This is a genomic window from Yersinia thracica, assembly GCF_902170565.1.
GTDB classification, from domain to species: Bacteria; Pseudomonadota; Gammaproteobacteria; order Enterobacterales; family Enterobacteriaceae; genus Yersinia; species Yersinia thracica.
In genome coordinates this window covers 160,464-178,372 of record NZ_CABHXX010000074.1, presented here as the reverse complement: position 1 = coordinate 178,372, position 17,909 = coordinate 160,464, and the positions used below count along the sequence as shown (strand labels likewise).

The window sequence follows — 17,909 nt, the reverse complement described above, 5'->3', positions numbered from 1 at the left end:
CCTTTAATTTTATAGGTGTTACCTGATGCCAAATAGTTGAGTTTTTATCTATATGGAATAGCCCCTCACCTGGCTCTAATGTGTGTGATTTAATAAGTTCATCTTTTTCTGTACAGTAAAGTTTACTCGCTCCACCTTCAATATTATATTTATCAATGACTAATGCGGATACAATATAGTCGCTCCCATCTTGATGTAAACCCTCAGGTGAATTGGACACTGAATGTATTGAGCTATCAATAATCAAAGATACTTGATGACAAGTGACTTCAATTTTTTTTATTTTTTGCTTAGGTTCACATTCACACAGCATTTCTACGAAGTTCTCAATCAGTATCTTTAATGTCGGAGATTCGACTGCGGCCCGATCCATAGGAGGAAAGTGACGTATTAATTGCCTTAAATCTAACTGATGGTCAGCATGTTGAGTAAAGTGGGTTAATGCGGAAAGATCAATATTATTGACCACCCATTTATTATCAATGTGTTCGACAATGAATTGGCAGATTCCTCTTTTTCTAAAGGCCTTATAGGCGTAGAAGGTTTTTTTATCAGATACAGATAAAGTCGATATCAGCGCTTGAATACCCTTGGGAGGCAACTTGTCATCAAGATAGCGTTGCGCTTCCTGAAAAATTATTTTTCTATTTGCAAAGAATTTACTGATAAGAAATCTCAATTGAGATAACTTAATATCATTAGTGTCCCAATCTAATTTTTCAAATGATAGTTCATTTTGAATTGATTTTATATTTACACCAAAATCATTTATATTAAATTGAATGATTTTATATTTAATTCCCATAATAAAAATATCCTGCCTTGCTAAATTGTTATTGATGAGTGATATTAATTTAAATAAATAATAAAAAATAATGCATATTAATTAAGTTGTTTTATAATGGTGTCTTAAATGTTTTTTATTTCGCTGTTTTTATATCTCAAAGATATCTTTTCGGCAAGCTTTTATAAATACTCATAGATGTACATGTTTATCAAATTATAGATTGTTGATGATTTTTTATCGGTGAGTTTATAGGGACATATTTAATGAGTAACTGTTATCAATAACGGTCTCTCTTTATTTATCTGCGTATTTGATATCATTTTAAATTTCTGTAAATCATGTTAAATAGGTAAGTCATTATTTTTATTATCTCAATAATAATTTAAACTCCACTCATCTAAATGGAATTAATTCTAATTTTTGCATTATGCTCTGTTAACGAGAAATTTATCCATAATTGATAGTAATGCTATGTGGGGTTAATTTGGTGCAGATTTGTCACTGAGAGGGCTTTATAGCGGTTAAACTGACAACGATTCACCGCCCTTGAATTGGTGAATATCCAGTCGGTGGAATTTTACTTTTCGCCATAATGTTGTGCGGCCTATTCCCAATAAAACGGCCATTTCATTCAGTTGTCCCTGGCAGACTAGTGCGGCGCGAATAATAGCCTGCCTTTCTAATTCTTGTAGTGATAAGACTGGCTGAGGTTGCGGCATATCCGGCTCCAACAATAGTTTTTCGCCTAACAGATGCTCTGGCAAGTCATTGAGATTGATACGGTTATTGCGGCAGGCCATGGCGGCTCGCTCAACCACACTTTTCAGCTCCTGATCATTACCGGGCCATGGGTATTGGCACAATTGGCGAATCACATTTTCGTCCGGCTGATATTGGCAGTGAAAATGTTGCCCAAGACTTGCCAGCGTATGCTGAACCAGCAGCGGAATATCTTGCTGACGTTGGCGCAAAGGGGGGATATGAAGCTCGAAAGATTGCAGGGTATAGAACAGTTGACGGCGAAAATGCCCTTGTTTGACTAACGAAGGTAAATCAGCGCCAGTGGCGGTAATGATCCGCACATCCACAGGGATCACCCGATTGGAGTTTACCCGCATGACCATGCCGGTTTTGACCATTTGCAGCAGAGCAGACTGCATTTCTGGTGATAAGTATTCGACTTGCTCCAGATATAAAGTGCCGCCGTTGGCTAATTCAAATTTGCTGGGCTGCCCAGACTCACCTTCACTGGCATCACAGCCAAGAAATTCCCGCGCCATAATATTTTGTGGTAATGCCTGACAATTCAATACGATATACGGGCCAGCGGCTCGATTGCTAGCATTATGAATTGCCTGTCCCAATTGTTGCTTCCCGACACCTTCTTCCCCATGCAGTAAAATGGGATGTCGGCCTTTGGCAGCTTGTTTGCCATAACGAATTAAGCGGCGCATTTCTAGTGACGCGACGGGCATGTCGTCAAAGGTATAACTGGCTCGCCCTAATTGGTTATGAATCATTTGCCGCAGTAATTCTTGCGGATGCAAAAGTGCAATAAAACCACAGCGATCGCCATCGGGAATGGGCTTGAGAGTCAATAAGGCAGAAATAAATTGCTGCTGATTTTCAAAGGTCACTTCCACATGGCTGAGAGGATTGCGGTGCAAAATAGCTTGAGTCAGCAAGGCGGGGAGGGTGAGTAAATCTGTGACGGGCTTGCCGAGGCTGCTGGTCTCATCGAGTTGCAAAATAGCGGCCGCACGGCGGTTAAGGTACAACAGACACCCCCGTTGATCCCAAGCCATTACACCATCTTCAACCCCATCCAGCAGGGCATTGAGTTCATTCAGATGACGGTTAGTTTCTGCCAATAAGGTGTCGGCGTGGAGGTAATTGCCAATTTCTCGGGCAATCGCCAGTGTTAGCGGCAAGTCACTGGCGGCGTTATCAGCCAGTAAACTTCCCAGAACAATCACCGCCCGTTGACGGCCACTATTGTCATACACCGGGGTGGCACAAAATTGCCACGGATGCAGCGCTTGCTTGAAATGTTGCTGGCCGCTGACCTGTATTGGATGCCCTTCAGCTATTGCCAGAGCGGGGGCATTGGTGCCGATTAATCCCTCAGTCCAATAACTGCCACTATCAATGCCCAATTTTTGTAACTGACTGATGGTCTGTGGATGGCCGCATTGCCACAGGGTGCAGCCACTTTCATCAAGAATGAGCAGTACACAGTGGCGTGATCCCATGTATTCATAAGCATCTTCCAGTGCGGCTTGGCCTAACACCAGTAAGTCATTTTTTCGCTGACAAATTGACTGAAAAGTTGCCCCCACCGCACGGTGAGGTACCCGCCATTGCTGGGCTTGCATCAGTTTTTGGCAGCGTTGCCACGACCCTGCTAGCGCCGGAGTCGCAACCGGCTCAGTGCTGCTCATTGAGGGCAAAACCGGAGAAAATTCTCCTCGGTACCGTCAGCCAATTTGACAATGTCATTGATGCTAATACGTTTATTGTTTTTCACAGGTTAATGCTTTCACCGAGTGAATCAGTCGCTATTAACTCATTCTAACTGGCCTTGATAGATAGCCGCAATGCGCGGAGTCACGTAATGCGTAGTTCTCCAATTATGTGAAATGACCCAATAAGCCCTGCTGACTGGAGTCGGGGCCATAAAGGTTCGGTGGCTGTGCCCTTGGGCGCAGGGGTAATTTAGCTGTTTAGGATAAGCCCGGTAAGAGAGTCATTTGCCGGGCTTATGTATCCTGTTCTCGTTCCGTTTTGCACATTTTCTTTTAAGTTATCCCTATATCATATAAATGATAATCATTACTTATATTCCCGTGTTGATTTATCAACACGGAAACTTCATTGGGGGGAGTAATGAGCACTGAGATGGGAATAATAAAGTCAATCACAAACTAATTATGTTTTGATTGGGAAAGTTAGAATGATTAGTCTAAATAATTCGAGTTGCAGGAAGGCGGCAATTGAGCGAGTCCTAAAAAGCTTTCGTCAGTCAGTGATTGGGGGGAATGAAGTAGCTAACACATGCAGTCTGAAGTATTACGGGATAGATATTATCTATCGCCAGATACGTTAAAGGGCTATTTTTGCATATGCAATGAAAAGGGTTAATAACAAAATAACAGAGAAATATAATACCGCGGTATTCAACTCAAGTATTCACTTGAGAATTAATCATTAAGCGCCACTTTCAGCCATTTTGTCAGGGCGAAGATTCAAATTTTGATAATTCATCCTTGGCAAATGCGACCTTATTCCGGCCATCTTTTTTAGCCCGATAAAGTGCCTCATCAGCGGCTTTGAGTGAGGATGCCAAATCATAAGATTGTAACGGCGAAATCCCGGCACTTAAGGTGACGGTTGTGGACACTTTATGATTGAAAACATGTGGAATATCAAGCCCTAAAACTCTTTGTCGTACGCGCTCAGCTAACTGTGTGGCATATTCTTCACTCACATGTGTCAGCAATACTAAAAACTCTTCACCACCATAGCGCACCACGATATCGCGCGAACGGACAGCATCACGAATAGCAGCCGCTACGCGCACCAATGCTTGGTCTCCCATTGTATGGCCATAGTTATCGTTATAGGCTTTAAAATGGTCGATATCGAGTAGCAGCACGTAATGATTGCCGGGAGACTGTGCGAGTAGTGTCTCAAGTTTATTTTCCAATCCCCGGCGATTATACAAACTGGTGAGCGGGTCTATCATGCTTAAATCACTAAATTTTTCTCTTTCGTTATAAAGGTGTGCCACGAGTTTGCGGGTGAAATCATCACTGCGGCGCAGCATCAAATGATGCAAAGAAAAGCCAATCAGAGGCAACATGACAGTGAATATGATGCGGAAAATATTTTGAAAATCATCCAAAAAAATAACAGTAAGTGCAGAAGGGCCGGTATGTAGACAAAAGGCGAGAAAGTTGTCGGACAGCGCAATAGTGCTGATAAAGAAAATAGTAAACAGGCTGAGCAACAAGTAGTTATTTTCATTAGTGCCCAGATATTCATATTTAAGAATGATTTGCCAAGCCCAGAGCACACCCATAGTAATTGAAAATAAATTCAATTTATCGGCATAATTCTTCGAAATAAAAACCAAATACCCCGCTGCACTGAGACTGATAAACGTGATCATGACGATAGGTAATGTCACTGCTGGTGTTTCAGGGGAGGGTAATATCATACTAAAAATAGCTGACGACGCATTAAGAAATAGAAAAAGCAACAAAGAGAGCCGATGCTTACTTTTCAGCAGCTGATCGTAGGAATGGCTATTCATATTCAATTCACTCTGCATAATGTCGCGCTGTCAGTAGACAAATAAACAATATCCTCATGAAGCCCTTTTATTTGAGCATCACGATAAATAGTTATTTTAAGTAATTATTTTTGTTTGAATCGTTTTAACATTGATTTAGGAATTTTCTTAATCAAAATTACCATTTTTGTTTCACCCTGTCATCATGATGTCGATCAACTAATCAATTTACTCCTCTATATCTGATATATCGATGGTGTCAATGGCGCTGGGTCAGTGGAATCAGGCGTTTTCTTGCAATAACTTCATGATGCAGATTGAACTTCATGATGCAGATTGTGCCAGAGTAATATATGATATTGGTTATCATTATCACTTGGGTGGGCGACATTATGACTACAGCCAGATTTGCAGTTTACCGTTCATGGGGGATAAGCGGTTTATTGAGTCGTGGGATGTCCAGTGGCTGGGGGATGTTACTGCCTTTTGCTTTGTTACCGGTGCTGGGGTGGGCGGATATCACAGTGGATCAGTTGCGGGTTTTGATTATAGTCGCCATGCTGGCGACGGTGAGCATGTTGTATCACGCACGGTTACGGCATTTTCTATTATTGCCATCTTGTCTGGCGCTTTTGGCGGGTATGGTCGCAGTATTGATGCACAATTAATTTTACGTGGCGGTGTTAGCACGTATTGACAAAATATTGCTATAGGAAAAGGGGAAGTTAAGCGGTGCTGAGATTAGAAATCATCGTGGTGCGAAGGGAGGGACTTGAACCCTCACGTCCGTAAGAACACTAACACCTGAAGCTAGCGCGTCTACCAATTCCGCCACCATCGCATGTGCTGTGCAATATAAATCTGTACTACGGAGGCGAATTCTAGAGATTTTCGCGTTCAGGTCAATACTTATTTCCCCTCATTGGGGTGTTTGCTGTAAAAAGCATCATATGTTGAGCAATTGATTTGATTACTGAAGTCTTTCTTATTTACGTTTTGTTCCCAAAGTCATCTGATTTGGGCGGATAATGGGTGAATAGTTCAATTAGCCAGTCAATTAGCACCCTAACTCTGGGTGCTAAAAAACGGCCCGGAGGGTACATGATAAACAGCGGCATGACCGGCGGGGGTAAATGGGAAAGTACTTCAATCAATGCGCCTTGTGCTAATTGATGCTGAATTCCCGCCGTTGGCGCTTGAATCAACCCCAAACCTGCAACTCCCGCCGCAATATAAGCATCTGCGCCACTGACACTTAAAATACTGGGCAAAACACGGTTTTCAACTTTCCCCTGATAAACAAACTCCAGCGGGTAATCGCGGTTATTTAACGGCGAGAAATAGCCCACGGCTTGATGACCCGTTAAGTCATCCAGTGACATTGGAATACCGTATTTTTCTAAATAAGCCGGGGACGCACAGGTAATTTGTGGTTGCTGACCAATATTACGTGCAGCTAATTGTTCATCGCGGGGCAACCAGGCCCGCAATACACAATCTACTCCTTCGCGCAGCAGGTCGATGGTGCTGTCATTTGCACCAAGAATCAGTGTGATATGAGGATAGCGCTGATAAAAATCACTCAAAGCCGGGATGACCACATTGCGCGCCAGTGAGTGTGGCATATCAATGCGAACTTTCCCCTCCGGTTGCAACCGCTGGTGGCTGAACAGCGAGTTTGCCTCTTCAAATGCCGACAATAATTGCAGACAACGGTGATAATACAGTGTGCCCTCGGCGGTGATATTCACTTGCCGGGTGGTGCGCACCAGTAAGCGAACCCCTAACCGCTGCTCTAATCGCTTTAAGGTGTGGCTGACCGTGGCTCGCGGCAATTGCAGTTTTTCTGCTGCGCGACTGAAATTGCCCAACTCAACAATTCGCACAAAAATCTGCATGGCTTGTATTTGGTCCATAACTGCGCTCGCCTATTGTTGGTGTTTTTTGAACAGTGATGAGTGATCTGCATTATTTATCTTTCCTCACGAAACAACCACACTTTCTTCCGACATCACCAATGGGGAGTATCGCAATGCAACAACGTCAATTAGGTTCAAATGGCCCGCTGGTTTCTGCTTTGGGCCTTGGCTGCATGGGAATGAGTGATTATTACTCTACTAATCAGGATGTTAATGAGTCCATTGCGACTCTGCACCGGTCACTGGAGTTGGGCGTCACTCTGCTGGACACCGCTGACATATATGGCCCCTTTACTAATGAAGAGCTGGTGGGGCGGGCGATTAAGGGCAAGCGGGATCAGGTCTTTTTAGCCACCAAGTTTGGCATTGTGCGCGACCCAGCAAATCCGGCTGCCCGTAGCGTCAGTGGCCGTCCAGATTATATCCGCCAATCTGTTGACGGCAGCCTCAAGCGCTTAGGCGTTGATGTTATTGATCTATATTATCAGCATCGGGGCGATCCGACGGTTCCTGTCGAAGAGGTCGTTGGGACTTTGGCTGATTTGGTCACCGCCGGTAAAATTCGCTACATCGGCCTGAGTGAAGTCTCGGCAGCAACATTAGAAAAAGCCCATCAGGTACACCCGATTACTGCGGTGCAGAGTGAATACTCACTGTGGACACGGGATGTGGAAACTTCCGTCTTGGCGACCTGCGAAAGATTAGGGGTAGGATTTGTGGCTTATAGCCCATTAGGCCGTGGTTTTTTGACCGGTGCAATACGCAGCCCGAATGATTTAGCCGCTGATGATTTTCGCCGTAATAACCCACGTTTTCAAGGCGATAACTTTTTTCTGAATCTGGCATTGGCCGATACAGTAACAAAAATGGCGCAAGATAAGGGAGTTAAGCCGTCACAATTAGCATTAGCCTGGGTGCTGGCGCAGGGGAAATACATCGTGCCAATCCCTGGAACCAAGCGGCGCACTTATCTGGAGGAGAATTTGGGCGCATTGGATGTGGTGCTCAGTGAGCAAGAGTTGGCGGCTTTGGATGCCGTATTCCCCTTCCAAGCCGCAGCAGGGGAACGCTACGGCGCGGAAGGGATGGTTTATCTTAATGCTTAATATTACTTATTGATAATATTAACGTTTTTTCTTAGGATCGCGTGGCGGCCGCCCGACAGTTGCCTGATAGACCTTAAAACGGCCATTCTGCGCCAGCACTTCATGGCTGCCAAATGCGGCATCCAGTAGAGCAGGGTACGGCAAGAAGGAGTTCGCCACGATACGCAATTTACCGCCTACATGCAGGTGCGCGGTTGCCCCGCGAATTAGCAACTCAGCCGCAGTCAGGCTAGTTTGAATCCCATCATGGAAAGGCGGGTTTGAAATAATCATCTCGAAGCGGCCTTTAATGTCAGAATAGACATTGCTGGCAATCACTTGCGCGTCGATATTATTGGCCGCCAATGTTGCCCGGCTGGATTCAATCGCAGCTGCGGATACATCACTCAAAGTCCATTTGATTTTTGGCATTTTTGGGGCCAGCACCGAGGCCAACACGCCGGCACCACAACCCACATCCAGTATGTTGCCTTTAAACGACTCACTGAATGTAGATAGCAGCAAATGACTGCCAGAATCCAGCGAATCACGGCTGAAGACCCCAGGTAAGGTTTTTACGATGACATCGCCAATCTGATAGCTTTCCCACCAGGCATCGGCATCAAATTCTGGCTGTTTATCCAAACGACCATGGTAGAGGCCACAACGGCGGGCGCTATCAATTTTGGTCAATTGTGCGAAATCTGACAGCATTTCTTCTGCACTGCGCACGCCGCTGCGGTTCTCACCCACCACAAAAATATCGGTGCCGACGGGCAGTAAAGACAGTAAATTCGCCAGTTGGAACTGGGCTTCCTGTTTGCTTTTTGGCCAGTAATACACCAGCGTATCGCAGGTTGCTACTGTTTCAGGGGTCGCCACAAGACCGAATTGAACATTCTCTTCCAGCGTATTGCTCAGTAATTGCCAGTGGTGATATTGATTGGTGTGAACCCGTATCCCGGCTGCATCAAATTGCGCTGGCAGCGCATCTTGTAAATCACCGGCAAACAACACGTGGCGGGCTATAAATTCATCACTATGGCGCAGTATCACTTCACTGGCTGGGGTTAATGCAGACATCAGTCTTTGGCTCCTTAAGAATATAATCGGCGATTATAGAGGTTTGTTGGCTCAACCTCTATTTTTGTATTTTTTGAACAGAAGTAGAGATGCATATCAGTGCGACAATTTGTTGCATTTGGCGCTCTTATGCCACATTATGATGCTGTGTGTAATCTGTACGTGAAAGGGTGCGTTTTACACAACGAAAGTGCAGCTACGCACGTTAAAAATTGCGCAAAGAGGAGTAAAACAATGGCAATCAGTATTCGTTTGGATGAGGATTTTGTCACTGACGTTAAAATTCACGCAGAAGCATCAAGCCGCAGCGTGCCAAAGCAGATCGAACACTGGGCAAAAATTGGTCGTATCGCTGAGGATAATCCTGATCTGCCTTACAACTTTATTTTGGAAACCTTACTGGCAAAAAGCGAAATAGAGCATAAGAAGGTGTCACGTTATGTCAGAAGAACCAAGCGAGCTGAAGATTGATATTTATGAAAGTAGCCGTTTCTCTAAAGCATTAGGTAGGCTTTCTGAACAACAACTTATGGTTGTCGAAGATCAAATCGAGTTAATCATGACTAACCCAGAAATGGGTGAATTAAAGAAAGGTGACCTAAGTTATCTTCGGGTACATAAGTTTCAACTCAATAATCAACTGGCGCTGTTGGGTTACAGTTGGGTCGAACAGAAAATTGAATTATATCTTTTGAGTCTTAGCGCCCATGAGAATTTTTATCAGGGGCAAAAGCGCTTACGCAAAGCGGATTTGAAACTGATTAGCTAAATATATTTAGCACGAACATACCTAACGCGCGTTTGATAAGCAGAGGTTTGTTGGCGCATGTTCGATGGGTTTGTTAGCATAGCGCTGAAATTCGGGTCGCTTTGACAGGAAAGGGCATGGCATCAAGACGAGACTTGCTGTTACAACAGCTTGGAATTACGCAGTGGACATTGCGCCGCCCGGCCGTTTTACAGGGCGAAATCGCCATACGTTTGCCCGACGATACCCGCCTGTTGATTGTAGCAGACCCGCTTCCTGATCAGGATGATCCGTTGTTGTGCGATGTGCTGCGCAGCCTCGGGCTTACTTCCCGTCAAGTTTATGCGCTGACGCCGGAAAGGGTGGCGATGCTACCCGAAGAGACACAATGCAACAGTTGGCGATTGGGCATCAGTGAACCGCTTGCGGTCGCGGGTGCGCAGTTACACAGCCCGGCATTGACCGGGCTTTATCAAGACGCGAGCGCTAAGCGCACACTTTGGCAGCAGATTTGTCATCATGAAGCAGATTTCTATCCTGACGCCAGCCGATCTGGCCACCGCGTACCAAATTGAGCAAGCCAGCCATGCTTTCCCGTGGACGGCAAAAACCTTAGCCAGCAATCAAGGCGAGCGCTACCTCAATTTCAAGCTGAGTATTGGCGAGCAAATGGCGGGTTTTGCTATCACCCAAATTGTATTGGATGAAGCAACTTTATTTAACATTGCTATTGATCCGCAGTATCAGCGCCAAGGCTGTGGCCGTTTGCTGCTTGAGCATGTCATTGCACAGTTGGAAACGCGTAATATTGTCACGCTTTGGCTCGAAGTCCGGGCTTCAAATACACGTGCAATAGCTTTGTATGAAAGCCTCGGATTTAACGAGGTTTCCGTGCGCCGCAACTATTATCCCAGTGCGGATGGCCGTGAAGACGCCATTATGATGGCCTTACCGATGGGGTAGTGCCTTTTTGCCGATTTTCTGTCTTGAATAATGACTGTTTGTCTTGAAAAAATTGTCTATCCCACATAAATCAGGGAAAATACCGCGCTATAACCACTTATACCCAAAAGTGATAGGAATCGCTGCTTATAACGCGGTTTTTCACGTAAAGGGGTATAGCGCCATAATCAATGCCTTGCTTTGCTTGGGCCGCGTATCAATAAGATGTGTGGCCTGGAGCAGGGCGGCCTAAAAGTAGAATTTCAAACTATGTCTCCAAGTGAATACGCACTGGAAGTTGCGAAAAGACGTACTTTCGCCATCATTTCCCACCCCGATGCCGGTAAAACCACCATTACTGAAAAAGTGTTGTTGTTCGGGAATGCCATTCAGACCGCCGGTACAGTAAAAGGCCGTGGCTCAAGCCATCATGCTAAATCTGACTGGATGGAAATGGAAAAGCAACGCGGTATCTCCATCACCACTTCTGTGATGCAGTTTCCTTATGGCGGTTGCCTGGTTAACTTGCTTGATACCCCTGGGCATGAAGACTTCTCCGAAGACACTTACCGTACTCTGACCGCCGTTGACTGCTGTTTGATGGTGATTGATGCGGCTAAAGGGGTCGAAGACCGCACCCGCAAGCTAATGGAAGTTACCCGCTTGCGCGATACGCCGATCCTGACCTTTATGAACAAACTGGACCGCGATATTCGCGACCCGATGGAAGTGCTGGATGAAGTGGAACGCGAGCTGAAAATTGCTTGTTCACCCATCACTTGGCCGATTGGTTGCGGTAAGTTGTTTAAAGGGGTTTACCACCTTTATAAAGACGAAACTTATCTGTACCAGACCGGTAAAGGCCACACCATTCAGGAAGTACGCATTGTTAAAGGGCTGAATAACCCGGATCTGGATGTTGCCGTAGGTGAAGACTTGGCTAAACAGTTCCGCCAAGAGCTGGAGCTGGTTCAGGGGGCATCTCATGAGTTTGATCATGAAGCTTTCCTCTCGGGCGATTTAACCCCGGTATTCTTTGGTACAGCATTAGGTAACTTTGGCGTCGACCATATGTTGGATGGCCTGGTTGAGTGGGCACCGGCGCCCATGCCACGTAAAACTGACACCCGCGAAGTGGTGGCTGCTGAAGAGAAATTCACCGGTTTTGTCTTTAAAATTCAAGCCAATATGGATCCTAAACATCGCGACCGAGTGGCTTTCCTGCGGGTGGTTTCTGGCCGCTTTAACAAAGGCATGAAACTGCGCCAGGTGCGCACCAAGAAAGATGTGGTGATTTCAGATGCATTGACCTTTATGGCCGGTGACCGTTCCCACCTTGAAGAAGCCTATGCAGGAGATATTATCGGCCTGCATAACCACGGTACCATTCAGATTGGTGATACTTTCACTCAAGGTGAAGAGATGAAGTTCACCGGTATTCCGAACTTTGCCCCTGAATTGTTCCGCCGTATTCGTCTGCGTGACCCATTGAAGCAGAAGCAGTTGCTCAAAGGATTGGTTCAGTTGTCAGAAGAGGGCGCGGTGCAAGTGTTCCGTCCTCTGACCAACAATGATCTGATTGTTGGTGCTGTTGGTGTTCTACAGTTTGAAGTGGTTTCTTCACGGCTGAAAAGTGAATACAACGTGGAAGCGGTGTATGAATCCGTTAACGTATCAACCGCGCGTTGGGTTGAATGTGACGATGTGAAGAAATTCGAAGAGTTTAAACGTAAGAATGAGGTTAACCTGGCATTGGATGGTGGTGATAATTTGAGCTATATCGCGCCAACCATGGTTAATCTTAATATTACGCAAGAGCGCTATCCGGAAATTCGTTTCCGTAAAACGCGCGAGCATTAATCAAGCCGCAAGCTGCATTCTATCGGGGTACTTCGTGCCCCGATTCATAAATTTTCCTCATTAATATCCCTCTAAGATAACTCCTACTTAATAGCAATATTCTGATTTTAGGGCGATTCCGACAGTAATTCTCTTGGGATGCTCTATCTTTATAGGTACCGGCAGGACAGGCTTGCATTAAATTCGGGTCAGTTAACCTGCAATAATCGTAAAGTATTCATCAAATGCCCACCCATATAAGGTGGCGTAAGAATCCAAAAGCTGGGGAGTTATGCTGGTTTTGGATTCCAAACAAAAAAGGAAGAAATCGATGACAAACACAAAATTTGCTCGTTCAATGATGGCTGTTGTTTTAGGTACCGCACTGATAAGTGGTAGCGTGTTCGCTGAAGAAACGATGCTTAATAAGACTGACAACGTTGTGGACAGCGCCGGTGCGAAACTCGATAGCTCGATGAAGAAAGTCGATAATTACATGGGTGACAGCGCCGCAACGGCTAAAGTAAAAAGCGCATTGCTGGAAGAGAAAACCCTTAAAAGCACTGATATTTCAGTTGAAACCAACCATGGTGTGGTGACGCTGACTGGTTTTGTCACTTCTCAAGCTGAAGCTGAAACCGCCGTTGATATCGCCAAAAATGTTGAAGGCGTTAAATCTGTCAGTGACAAGTTACATGTGAAAGATCAGAAAACCCAATCAGTTAGCGAATATGCCGGTGATGCGGCAACCACCAGTTCAATTAAAGCCAAATTACTGGCAGATGACATCGTACCGTCGCGTAAAATTAAAGTAGAAACGACTGATGGCGTGGTGCAATTGTCCGGTACTGTTGAGAATAAAGCCCAGGCCGAACGTGCCGAAAGTATTGCTAAAGCCGTTGATGGCGTAAAAAGCGTTAAAAACGACCTCAGCATCAAGCCTTAATTATTACCTGGCTGATGGGTATTTCGTGGGGCAACAATATAGCCCGCGAAATACCCGTTAATAAGTCAGGCAGCCAAATAACTTATCCAAGAAATCCAAATAATACGACTTCTGTCAAATACGCTACTGTTAAATAGACAGAAGAGTTAAAGAGTGATTTTTCAAACGGGAAGGAGAGGCTTATGTTTCGCTGGGGCATTATATTTCTGGTTATTGCGTTAATCGCAGCGGCATTAGGTTTTGGTGGGCTAGCCGGTACGGCAGCTTGGGCCGCAAAACTTGTTTTCGTCGTCGGTATTATTCTATTCCTTATCAGTCTGTTTACAGGACGTAAGCGTCTTTAGACCGGCGCGAGGGTTACAGCACAGGTAAGAAGAGGTATTCTCAACATCTGTTGTAACGGAATTAAGGATGGATGGTGGGATACAGAATACCTATCACGCTCGGCAATATAGAGCCACTCGCCTATAAACCATACCAACCCGGTAAAATGGCGTTGGTTTGCGAGGGTGGCGGGCAGCGGGGAATTTTTACAGCCGGTGTGCTGGATGAATTCCAGCGCGCCCGCTTTAACCCTTTTGATCTCATGATTGGCACCTCCGCTGGCGCACAAAATCTTTCTGCTTTTATCTGCGGTCAACCCGGCTACGCGCGCCGCGTGATTACCCGTTACACCACTACCGCTAACTTCTTCAATCCACTGCGTTTTGTTCGTGGTGGGCACCTCATTGATCTCGATTGGCTGGTGGATATCACCTCCCAACAATTACCGCTGGCGATGGATCAAGCCGAACAGCATCTACGTGAGGGCCGTGAGTTTCTTATGTGCGCTTGCCGCAGTGATGATTTCGAACCCACCTATATATCCCCCACCCGAGAAAGTTGGTTACCGGCAATTAAAGCCTCCAGTGCTATTCCGGGTTTATATCGTCAAGGGGTTGATTTAGATGGCGTTAGTTATCAGGATGGCGGTATTAGTGATGCTATCCCGGTTGAAGAAGCTTATCGCCGTGGGGCCGATACCATTGTGGTCATCCGCACTGTACCTTCGCAGGCTTATTATACGCCGCAATGGATGAAGCGGATGGAACATTGGCTGAGTGAAAGTAGCTTGCAGCAATTGGTGCGCATTATGCAACAGCATGAGCAAAGTTATCATCGTATTCAGCAATTCATTGAAAAACCGCCGGGTGACTTGCGCATTTTCGAGATTTTCCCGCCTAAACCACTGGCCAGCAGTGCCCTGGGCAGCCGGATTGCGGCTCTGAATCGTGATTATCATTTAGGGCGTCGTTGCGGCCGTTATTTTCTGGCCACTGTCGGGCACTGGTTGCTGCCTCGGGATCAGTTGGCTCAGTCTGAGGCCAAGGGTGAGAAAACCTCGATTTCTCTTTCTCGCCGGATGATCCAGCCACAAGATATTAACCAACCAGATGATATGACCGACTTGATTGATAATGATGATTCTTCATTTGATGTCATTCAATCGCCGGATATCATCGCGTCAGCCGATGCTGCAAAAATCTCACACTATTCCCTTCCGCCGCAGATGACAGTGGCAGACAGTGGGCTGATTATTCCGGCAGCGACACGGAGCAAAAATAAGTCACTGCAAGCGGAAGTTATTTTGCCGCTGGACGATGTGGCGAGAACCAAAGGTGATAGTGCGTAATGGCATGGATTCGCGGGCAAGTGTCTAATGTGATTGATACACATTATGTCATCGATACACATTATTTTATTGATACACATTGTCACTTTGATTTTCCGCCCTTCAGCGGCGCGGAAACAGCCAGCTTAATCAGTGCCGCGCAAGCCAATGTCAGGCAAATTATTGTGCCCGCCGTCAGTGCGAATTATTTCCCGCGTATTCTCAATTTGGCGGCTGACTATCCGCCATTATTTGCCGCACTGGGTCTGCATCCATTATATATTGCGCAGCATCAGGAAGCTGATTTGGTCACTTTGGCCACAGCGTTGGCGGATAAAACAGAAAAACTGGTGGCGGTGGGGGAGATTGGTCTGGATCTCTATATGGATGAGCCGCAGTTGCCCCGCCAATTGGCATTCTTAAACGCCCAGTTGAAGCTCGCCAGGCAGTATGATCTCCCGGTTATTTTGCATTCGCGCCGTTCGCATGATCAACTGGCCTCAGCATTGCGTAAAGCTGCTGTGCCACGCACGGGGGTGATACACGGTTTTGCGGGCAGTTTAGCGCAGGCGCAGGCATTTATTCGCTTGGGTTATTACATTGGTGTGGGCGGCACCATCACTTATGAGCGGGCGCAGAAAACGCGAAATGTCATGGCTGAATTACCGCTGTCTACATTATTACTGGAAACGGACGCGCCGGATATGCCCCTCGCCGGTTTTCAGGGCCAACCTAATCGGCCAGAGCGAGCGGCTAATGTGTTCGCTGCATTGTGCGAGTTACGCCAGGAAGCGCCAGAAGAGATTGCTGCTCACCTTTTGCACAACAGTCAGCGCTTATTTCAATTGCCGCCAGCCGATAAATCCGCACGCTAAATTTTGATTTCACTGAATAAATTGCACTAATAGTTAGCTAGCTATGCTTTGTTTGTTACTTTAACGTGATTTCCATCACGTTAATTACCTTACTGTTACTTTTAGTTGTGTTTATTTGTGACAGAGATTGTTTGAACGCCAGAACATGCCGGTATAATCCACCCCACATTATTTCAATACAAATCATTAATAGGATTATCGGCATGCTCATGAGTTTAGTCGGAATGGCAGTACTGATATTAATAGCCGTGCTTCTTTCAAGTAATTTTAGGGCGATTAATATCCGCACTGTAGTTGGGGCATTTATTCTTCAGGTGGGTATTGGTGCGCTGATCTTATATGTACCAGTAGGCCGTCGTATCCTGGGCGGCATGTCTGAAGGTGTGGCGAATGTTATTGCTTATGGCAATGATGGGATTTCATTTATGTTTGGCGGTTTGGTTTCCGACAAAATGTTTGAAGTCTTCGGCGGCGGTGGTTTTGTATTTGCCCTGCGAGTATTACCCGTCATTGTATTCTTCTCCTCATTAATTGCCGTTTTATATTATATCGGCGTAATGCAGTTGGTGATTAAGGTATTAGGCGGCGGATTACAAAAGCTGTTGGGGACTTCGCGTACTGAATCTCTCTCCGCGACCGCCAATATCTTTGTGGGACAAACTGAAGCTCCATTAGTGGTGCGCCCCTATATCGCCACCATGACCCAATCCGAATTGTTCGCCGTAATGTGTGGTGGTTTGGCTTCGGTTGCCGGTTCGGTGTTAGCCGGTTATGCACAGATGGGCGTGCCGCTGGAATATCTGATTGCCGCCTCCTTTATGGCCGCACCCGGCGGGCTACTTTTTGCCAAACTGATGGTGCCGGAGACTGAGAAAACCCACGATAATGTGGATGCAGCCACTTTGATTGCTGAAGATGACCGCCCGGCTAACATCATTGATGCTGCGGCGTCTGGCGCGGCTTCCGGTCTGCAACTGGCACTGAATGTTGGGGCGATGTTACTGGCCTTTATTGCCTTGATTGCATTGCTAAATGGCATTCTCGGCGGGATTGGCGGCTGGTTCGATTATCCGCAACTCTCTCTGGAACTGATTCTGGGCTGGGTCTTCTCGCCGATTGCGTATCTGATCGGGGTTCCGTGGAGTGAAGCTATGGTCGCTGGCTCCTTTATCGGCCAAAAGATTATCGTGAACGAATTCGTGGCATTTATGAATTTCGGTCAGTATCTACAGGCGGAAGAGCTGGTGCGCGCGGCCGGTTTGCAGGTGCTTTCTGACCATACTAAAGCCATTATCTCCTTTGCATTGTGTGGTTTTGCCAACTTGTCTTCTGTCGCCATTTTGTTGGGGGGATTAGGCAGCATGGCACCTAACCGCCGCCATGATATCGCGCGTTTTGGCTTGAAAGCGGTGGCCGCAGGGACTCTGTCGAATTTGATGAGTGCCACCATTGCCGGCTTCTTCCTGGCCCTGTAATTAGGCTAGCTTGATTTGCCACTTTGAGATTGGGCAGCGCTCATTACCGTCACATACTTCCTGTATGCTCCGGTTCTTGTGCGCTGTCCGTACTCAAACGGCCTGCGCCGCTGACGGCTAATCGGTCTGTCTTTCAGGCGTATTTCTGCCCATAAGCTATCCTTGATGCAAGTGGGCATTGACTATCAGAAGGCCATAAAACAGGTTATTTTGTGATTTTAATCACATATAATCCCAGCTCGTTACAAGTTACTATTGATTAATG

17 protein-coding genes and 1 tRNA gene are annotated in these 17,909 nt (G+C 46.1%); 12 read left to right on the top strand and 6 right to left on the bottom strand.

The window, feature by feature from the left end:
* From FTA91_RS10430 to FTA91_RS10420, 3 genes are all read right to left on the bottom strand, one after another.
* Nucleotides 1-805: 2OG-Fe dioxygenase family protein (locus FTA91_RS10430; protein WP_145583281.1), on the bottom strand; the 805-nt coding region annotated here is incomplete at its 3' end.
* A gap of 503 nt (nt 806-1,308) precedes the next feature.
* Nucleotides 1,309-3,228 carry a dihydroxyacetone kinase operon transcriptional regulator DhaR gene (gene dhaR, locus FTA91_RS10425; RefSeq protein WP_050113619.1) on the bottom strand — a complete coding sequence of 640 codons (1,920 nt, stop codon included), beginning with the start codon at nt 3,226-3,228 and terminating at the stop codon, nt 1,309-1,311.
* 791 nt (nt 3,229-4,019) lie between these two features.
* Nucleotides 4,020-5,120, bottom strand: a complete 1,101-nt coding sequence (locus FTA91_RS10420) for a GGDEF domain-containing protein (protein ID WP_050113620.1) — start codon at nt 5,118-5,120, stop codon at nt 4,020-4,022.
* 353 nt (nt 5,121-5,473) lie between these two features.
* On the opposite strand from FTA91_RS10420, the gene FTA91_RS10415 reads away from it, so the two are divergent.
* Nucleotides 5,474-5,749 (top strand): DUF1435 domain-containing protein, encoded by a 276-nt coding sequence (locus FTA91_RS10415; RefSeq protein WP_050113737.1) that lies wholly within the window; start codon nt 5,474-5,476, stop codon nt 5,747-5,749.
* 86 nt (nt 5,750-5,835) lie between these two features.
* Here the strand turns inward: FTA91_RS10415 and FTA91_RS10410 are convergent.
* Nucleotides 5,836-5,922, bottom strand: a tRNA-Leu gene (locus tag FTA91_RS10410).
* A 148-nt stretch (nt 5,923-6,070) separates the two neighbouring features.
* The gene (locus tag FTA91_RS10405; RefSeq protein ID WP_145583279.1) at nt 6,071-6,997 is read right to left on the bottom strand and encodes a LysR family transcriptional regulator; all 927 of its coding nucleotides are present in this window, start codon (nt 6,995-6,997) and stop codon (nt 6,071-6,073) included.
* Nucleotides 6,998-7,113: 116 nt separating this feature from the next.
* Here FTA91_RS10405 and FTA91_RS10400 point away from each other — a divergent pair, with 116 nt between their 5' ends.
* Nucleotides 7,114-8,106 (top strand): aldo/keto reductase, encoded by a 993-nt coding sequence (locus FTA91_RS10400; RefSeq protein WP_050113622.1) that lies wholly within the window; start codon nt 7,114-7,116, stop codon nt 8,104-8,106.
* 18 nt (nt 8,107-8,124) lie between these two features.
* Here FTA91_RS10400 and rsmC read toward each other — a convergent pair whose 3' ends face one another.
* Nucleotides 8,125-9,168, bottom strand: a complete 1,044-nt coding sequence (gene rsmC / locus FTA91_RS10395; protein ID WP_050113623.1) for a 16S rRNA (guanine(1207)-N(2))-methyltransferase RsmC — start codon at nt 9,166-9,168, stop codon at nt 8,125-8,127.
* Nucleotides 9,169-9,402: 234 nt separating this feature from the next.
* On the opposite strand from rsmC, the gene FTA91_RS10390 reads away from it, so the two are divergent.
* The 10 genes from FTA91_RS10390 to FTA91_RS10345 all read left to right on the top strand — a co-directional run bounded on the left by FTA91_RS10390 (nt 9,403) and on the right by FTA91_RS10345 (nt 17,644).
* Nucleotides 9,403-9,639 (top strand): TA system antitoxin ParD family protein, encoded by a 237-nt coding sequence (locus FTA91_RS10390; protein WP_050113624.1) that lies wholly within the window; start codon nt 9,403-9,405, stop codon nt 9,637-9,639.
* Nucleotides 9,608-9,937, top strand: coding sequence for a type II toxin-antitoxin system RelE/ParE family toxin (locus FTA91_RS10385; RefSeq protein ID WP_050113625.1), 330 nt, complete (start codon nt 9,608-9,610; stop codon nt 9,935-9,937). Before FTA91_RS10390 ends, FTA91_RS10385 begins: the two co-directional genes overlap by 32 nt.
* A 116-nt stretch (nt 9,938-10,053) precedes the next feature.
* Nucleotides 10,054-10,491 (top strand): DNA polymerase III subunit psi, encoded by a 438-nt coding sequence (locus tag FTA91_RS10380; protein ID WP_145583277.1) that lies wholly within the window; start codon nt 10,054-10,056, stop codon nt 10,489-10,491.
* Complete coding sequence (rimI, locus tag FTA91_RS10375) at nt 10,436-10,879, top strand: ribosomal protein S18-alanine N-acetyltransferase (protein ID WP_050113627.1); 444 nt, start codon at nt 10,436-10,438, stop codon at nt 10,877-10,879. The genes FTA91_RS10380 and rimI overlap by 56 nt, the downstream gene beginning before the upstream one ends.
* Before the next feature lie 249 nt (nt 10,880-11,128).
* Nucleotides 11,129-12,718 (top strand): peptide chain release factor 3, encoded by a 1,590-nt coding sequence (gene prfC, locus FTA91_RS10370; protein WP_050113739.1) that lies wholly within the window; start codon nt 11,129-11,131, stop codon nt 12,716-12,718.
* Nucleotides 12,719-13,028: 310 nt separating this feature from the next.
* A complete protein-coding gene (gene osmY, locus FTA91_RS10365; RefSeq protein WP_050113628.1) occupies nt 13,029-13,643 on the top strand; it encodes a molecular chaperone OsmY in 615 nt (204 codons plus the stop codon).
* Nucleotides 13,644-13,825: 182 nt separating this feature from the next.
* Nucleotides 13,826-13,987: a DUF1328 domain-containing protein gene (locus FTA91_RS10360; protein ID WP_072082547.1), complete on the top strand. Its 162-nt coding sequence runs from the start codon at nt 13,826-13,828 to the stop codon at nt 13,985-13,987.
* A gap of 71 nt (nt 13,988-14,058) precedes the next feature.
* Nucleotides 14,059-15,315, top strand: a complete 1,257-nt coding sequence (locus FTA91_RS10355) for a patatin-like phospholipase family protein (protein WP_050113629.1) — start codon at nt 14,059-14,061, stop codon at nt 15,313-15,315.
* On the top strand, nt 15,315-16,169 hold the full coding sequence (locus tag FTA91_RS10350) for a TatD family hydrolase (protein WP_227507653.1): 855 nt from the start codon (nt 15,315-15,317) through the stop codon (nt 16,167-16,169). The genes FTA91_RS10355 and FTA91_RS10350 overlap by 1 nt, the downstream gene beginning before the upstream one ends.
* Nucleotides 16,170-16,372: 203 nt before the next feature.
* Nucleotides 16,373-17,644 (top strand): NupC/NupG family nucleoside CNT transporter, encoded by a 1,272-nt coding sequence (locus FTA91_RS10345; RefSeq protein WP_145534246.1) that lies wholly within the window; start codon nt 16,373-16,375, stop codon nt 17,642-17,644.
* The last annotated feature ends 265 nt before the right edge of the window (nt 17,645-17,909 follow it).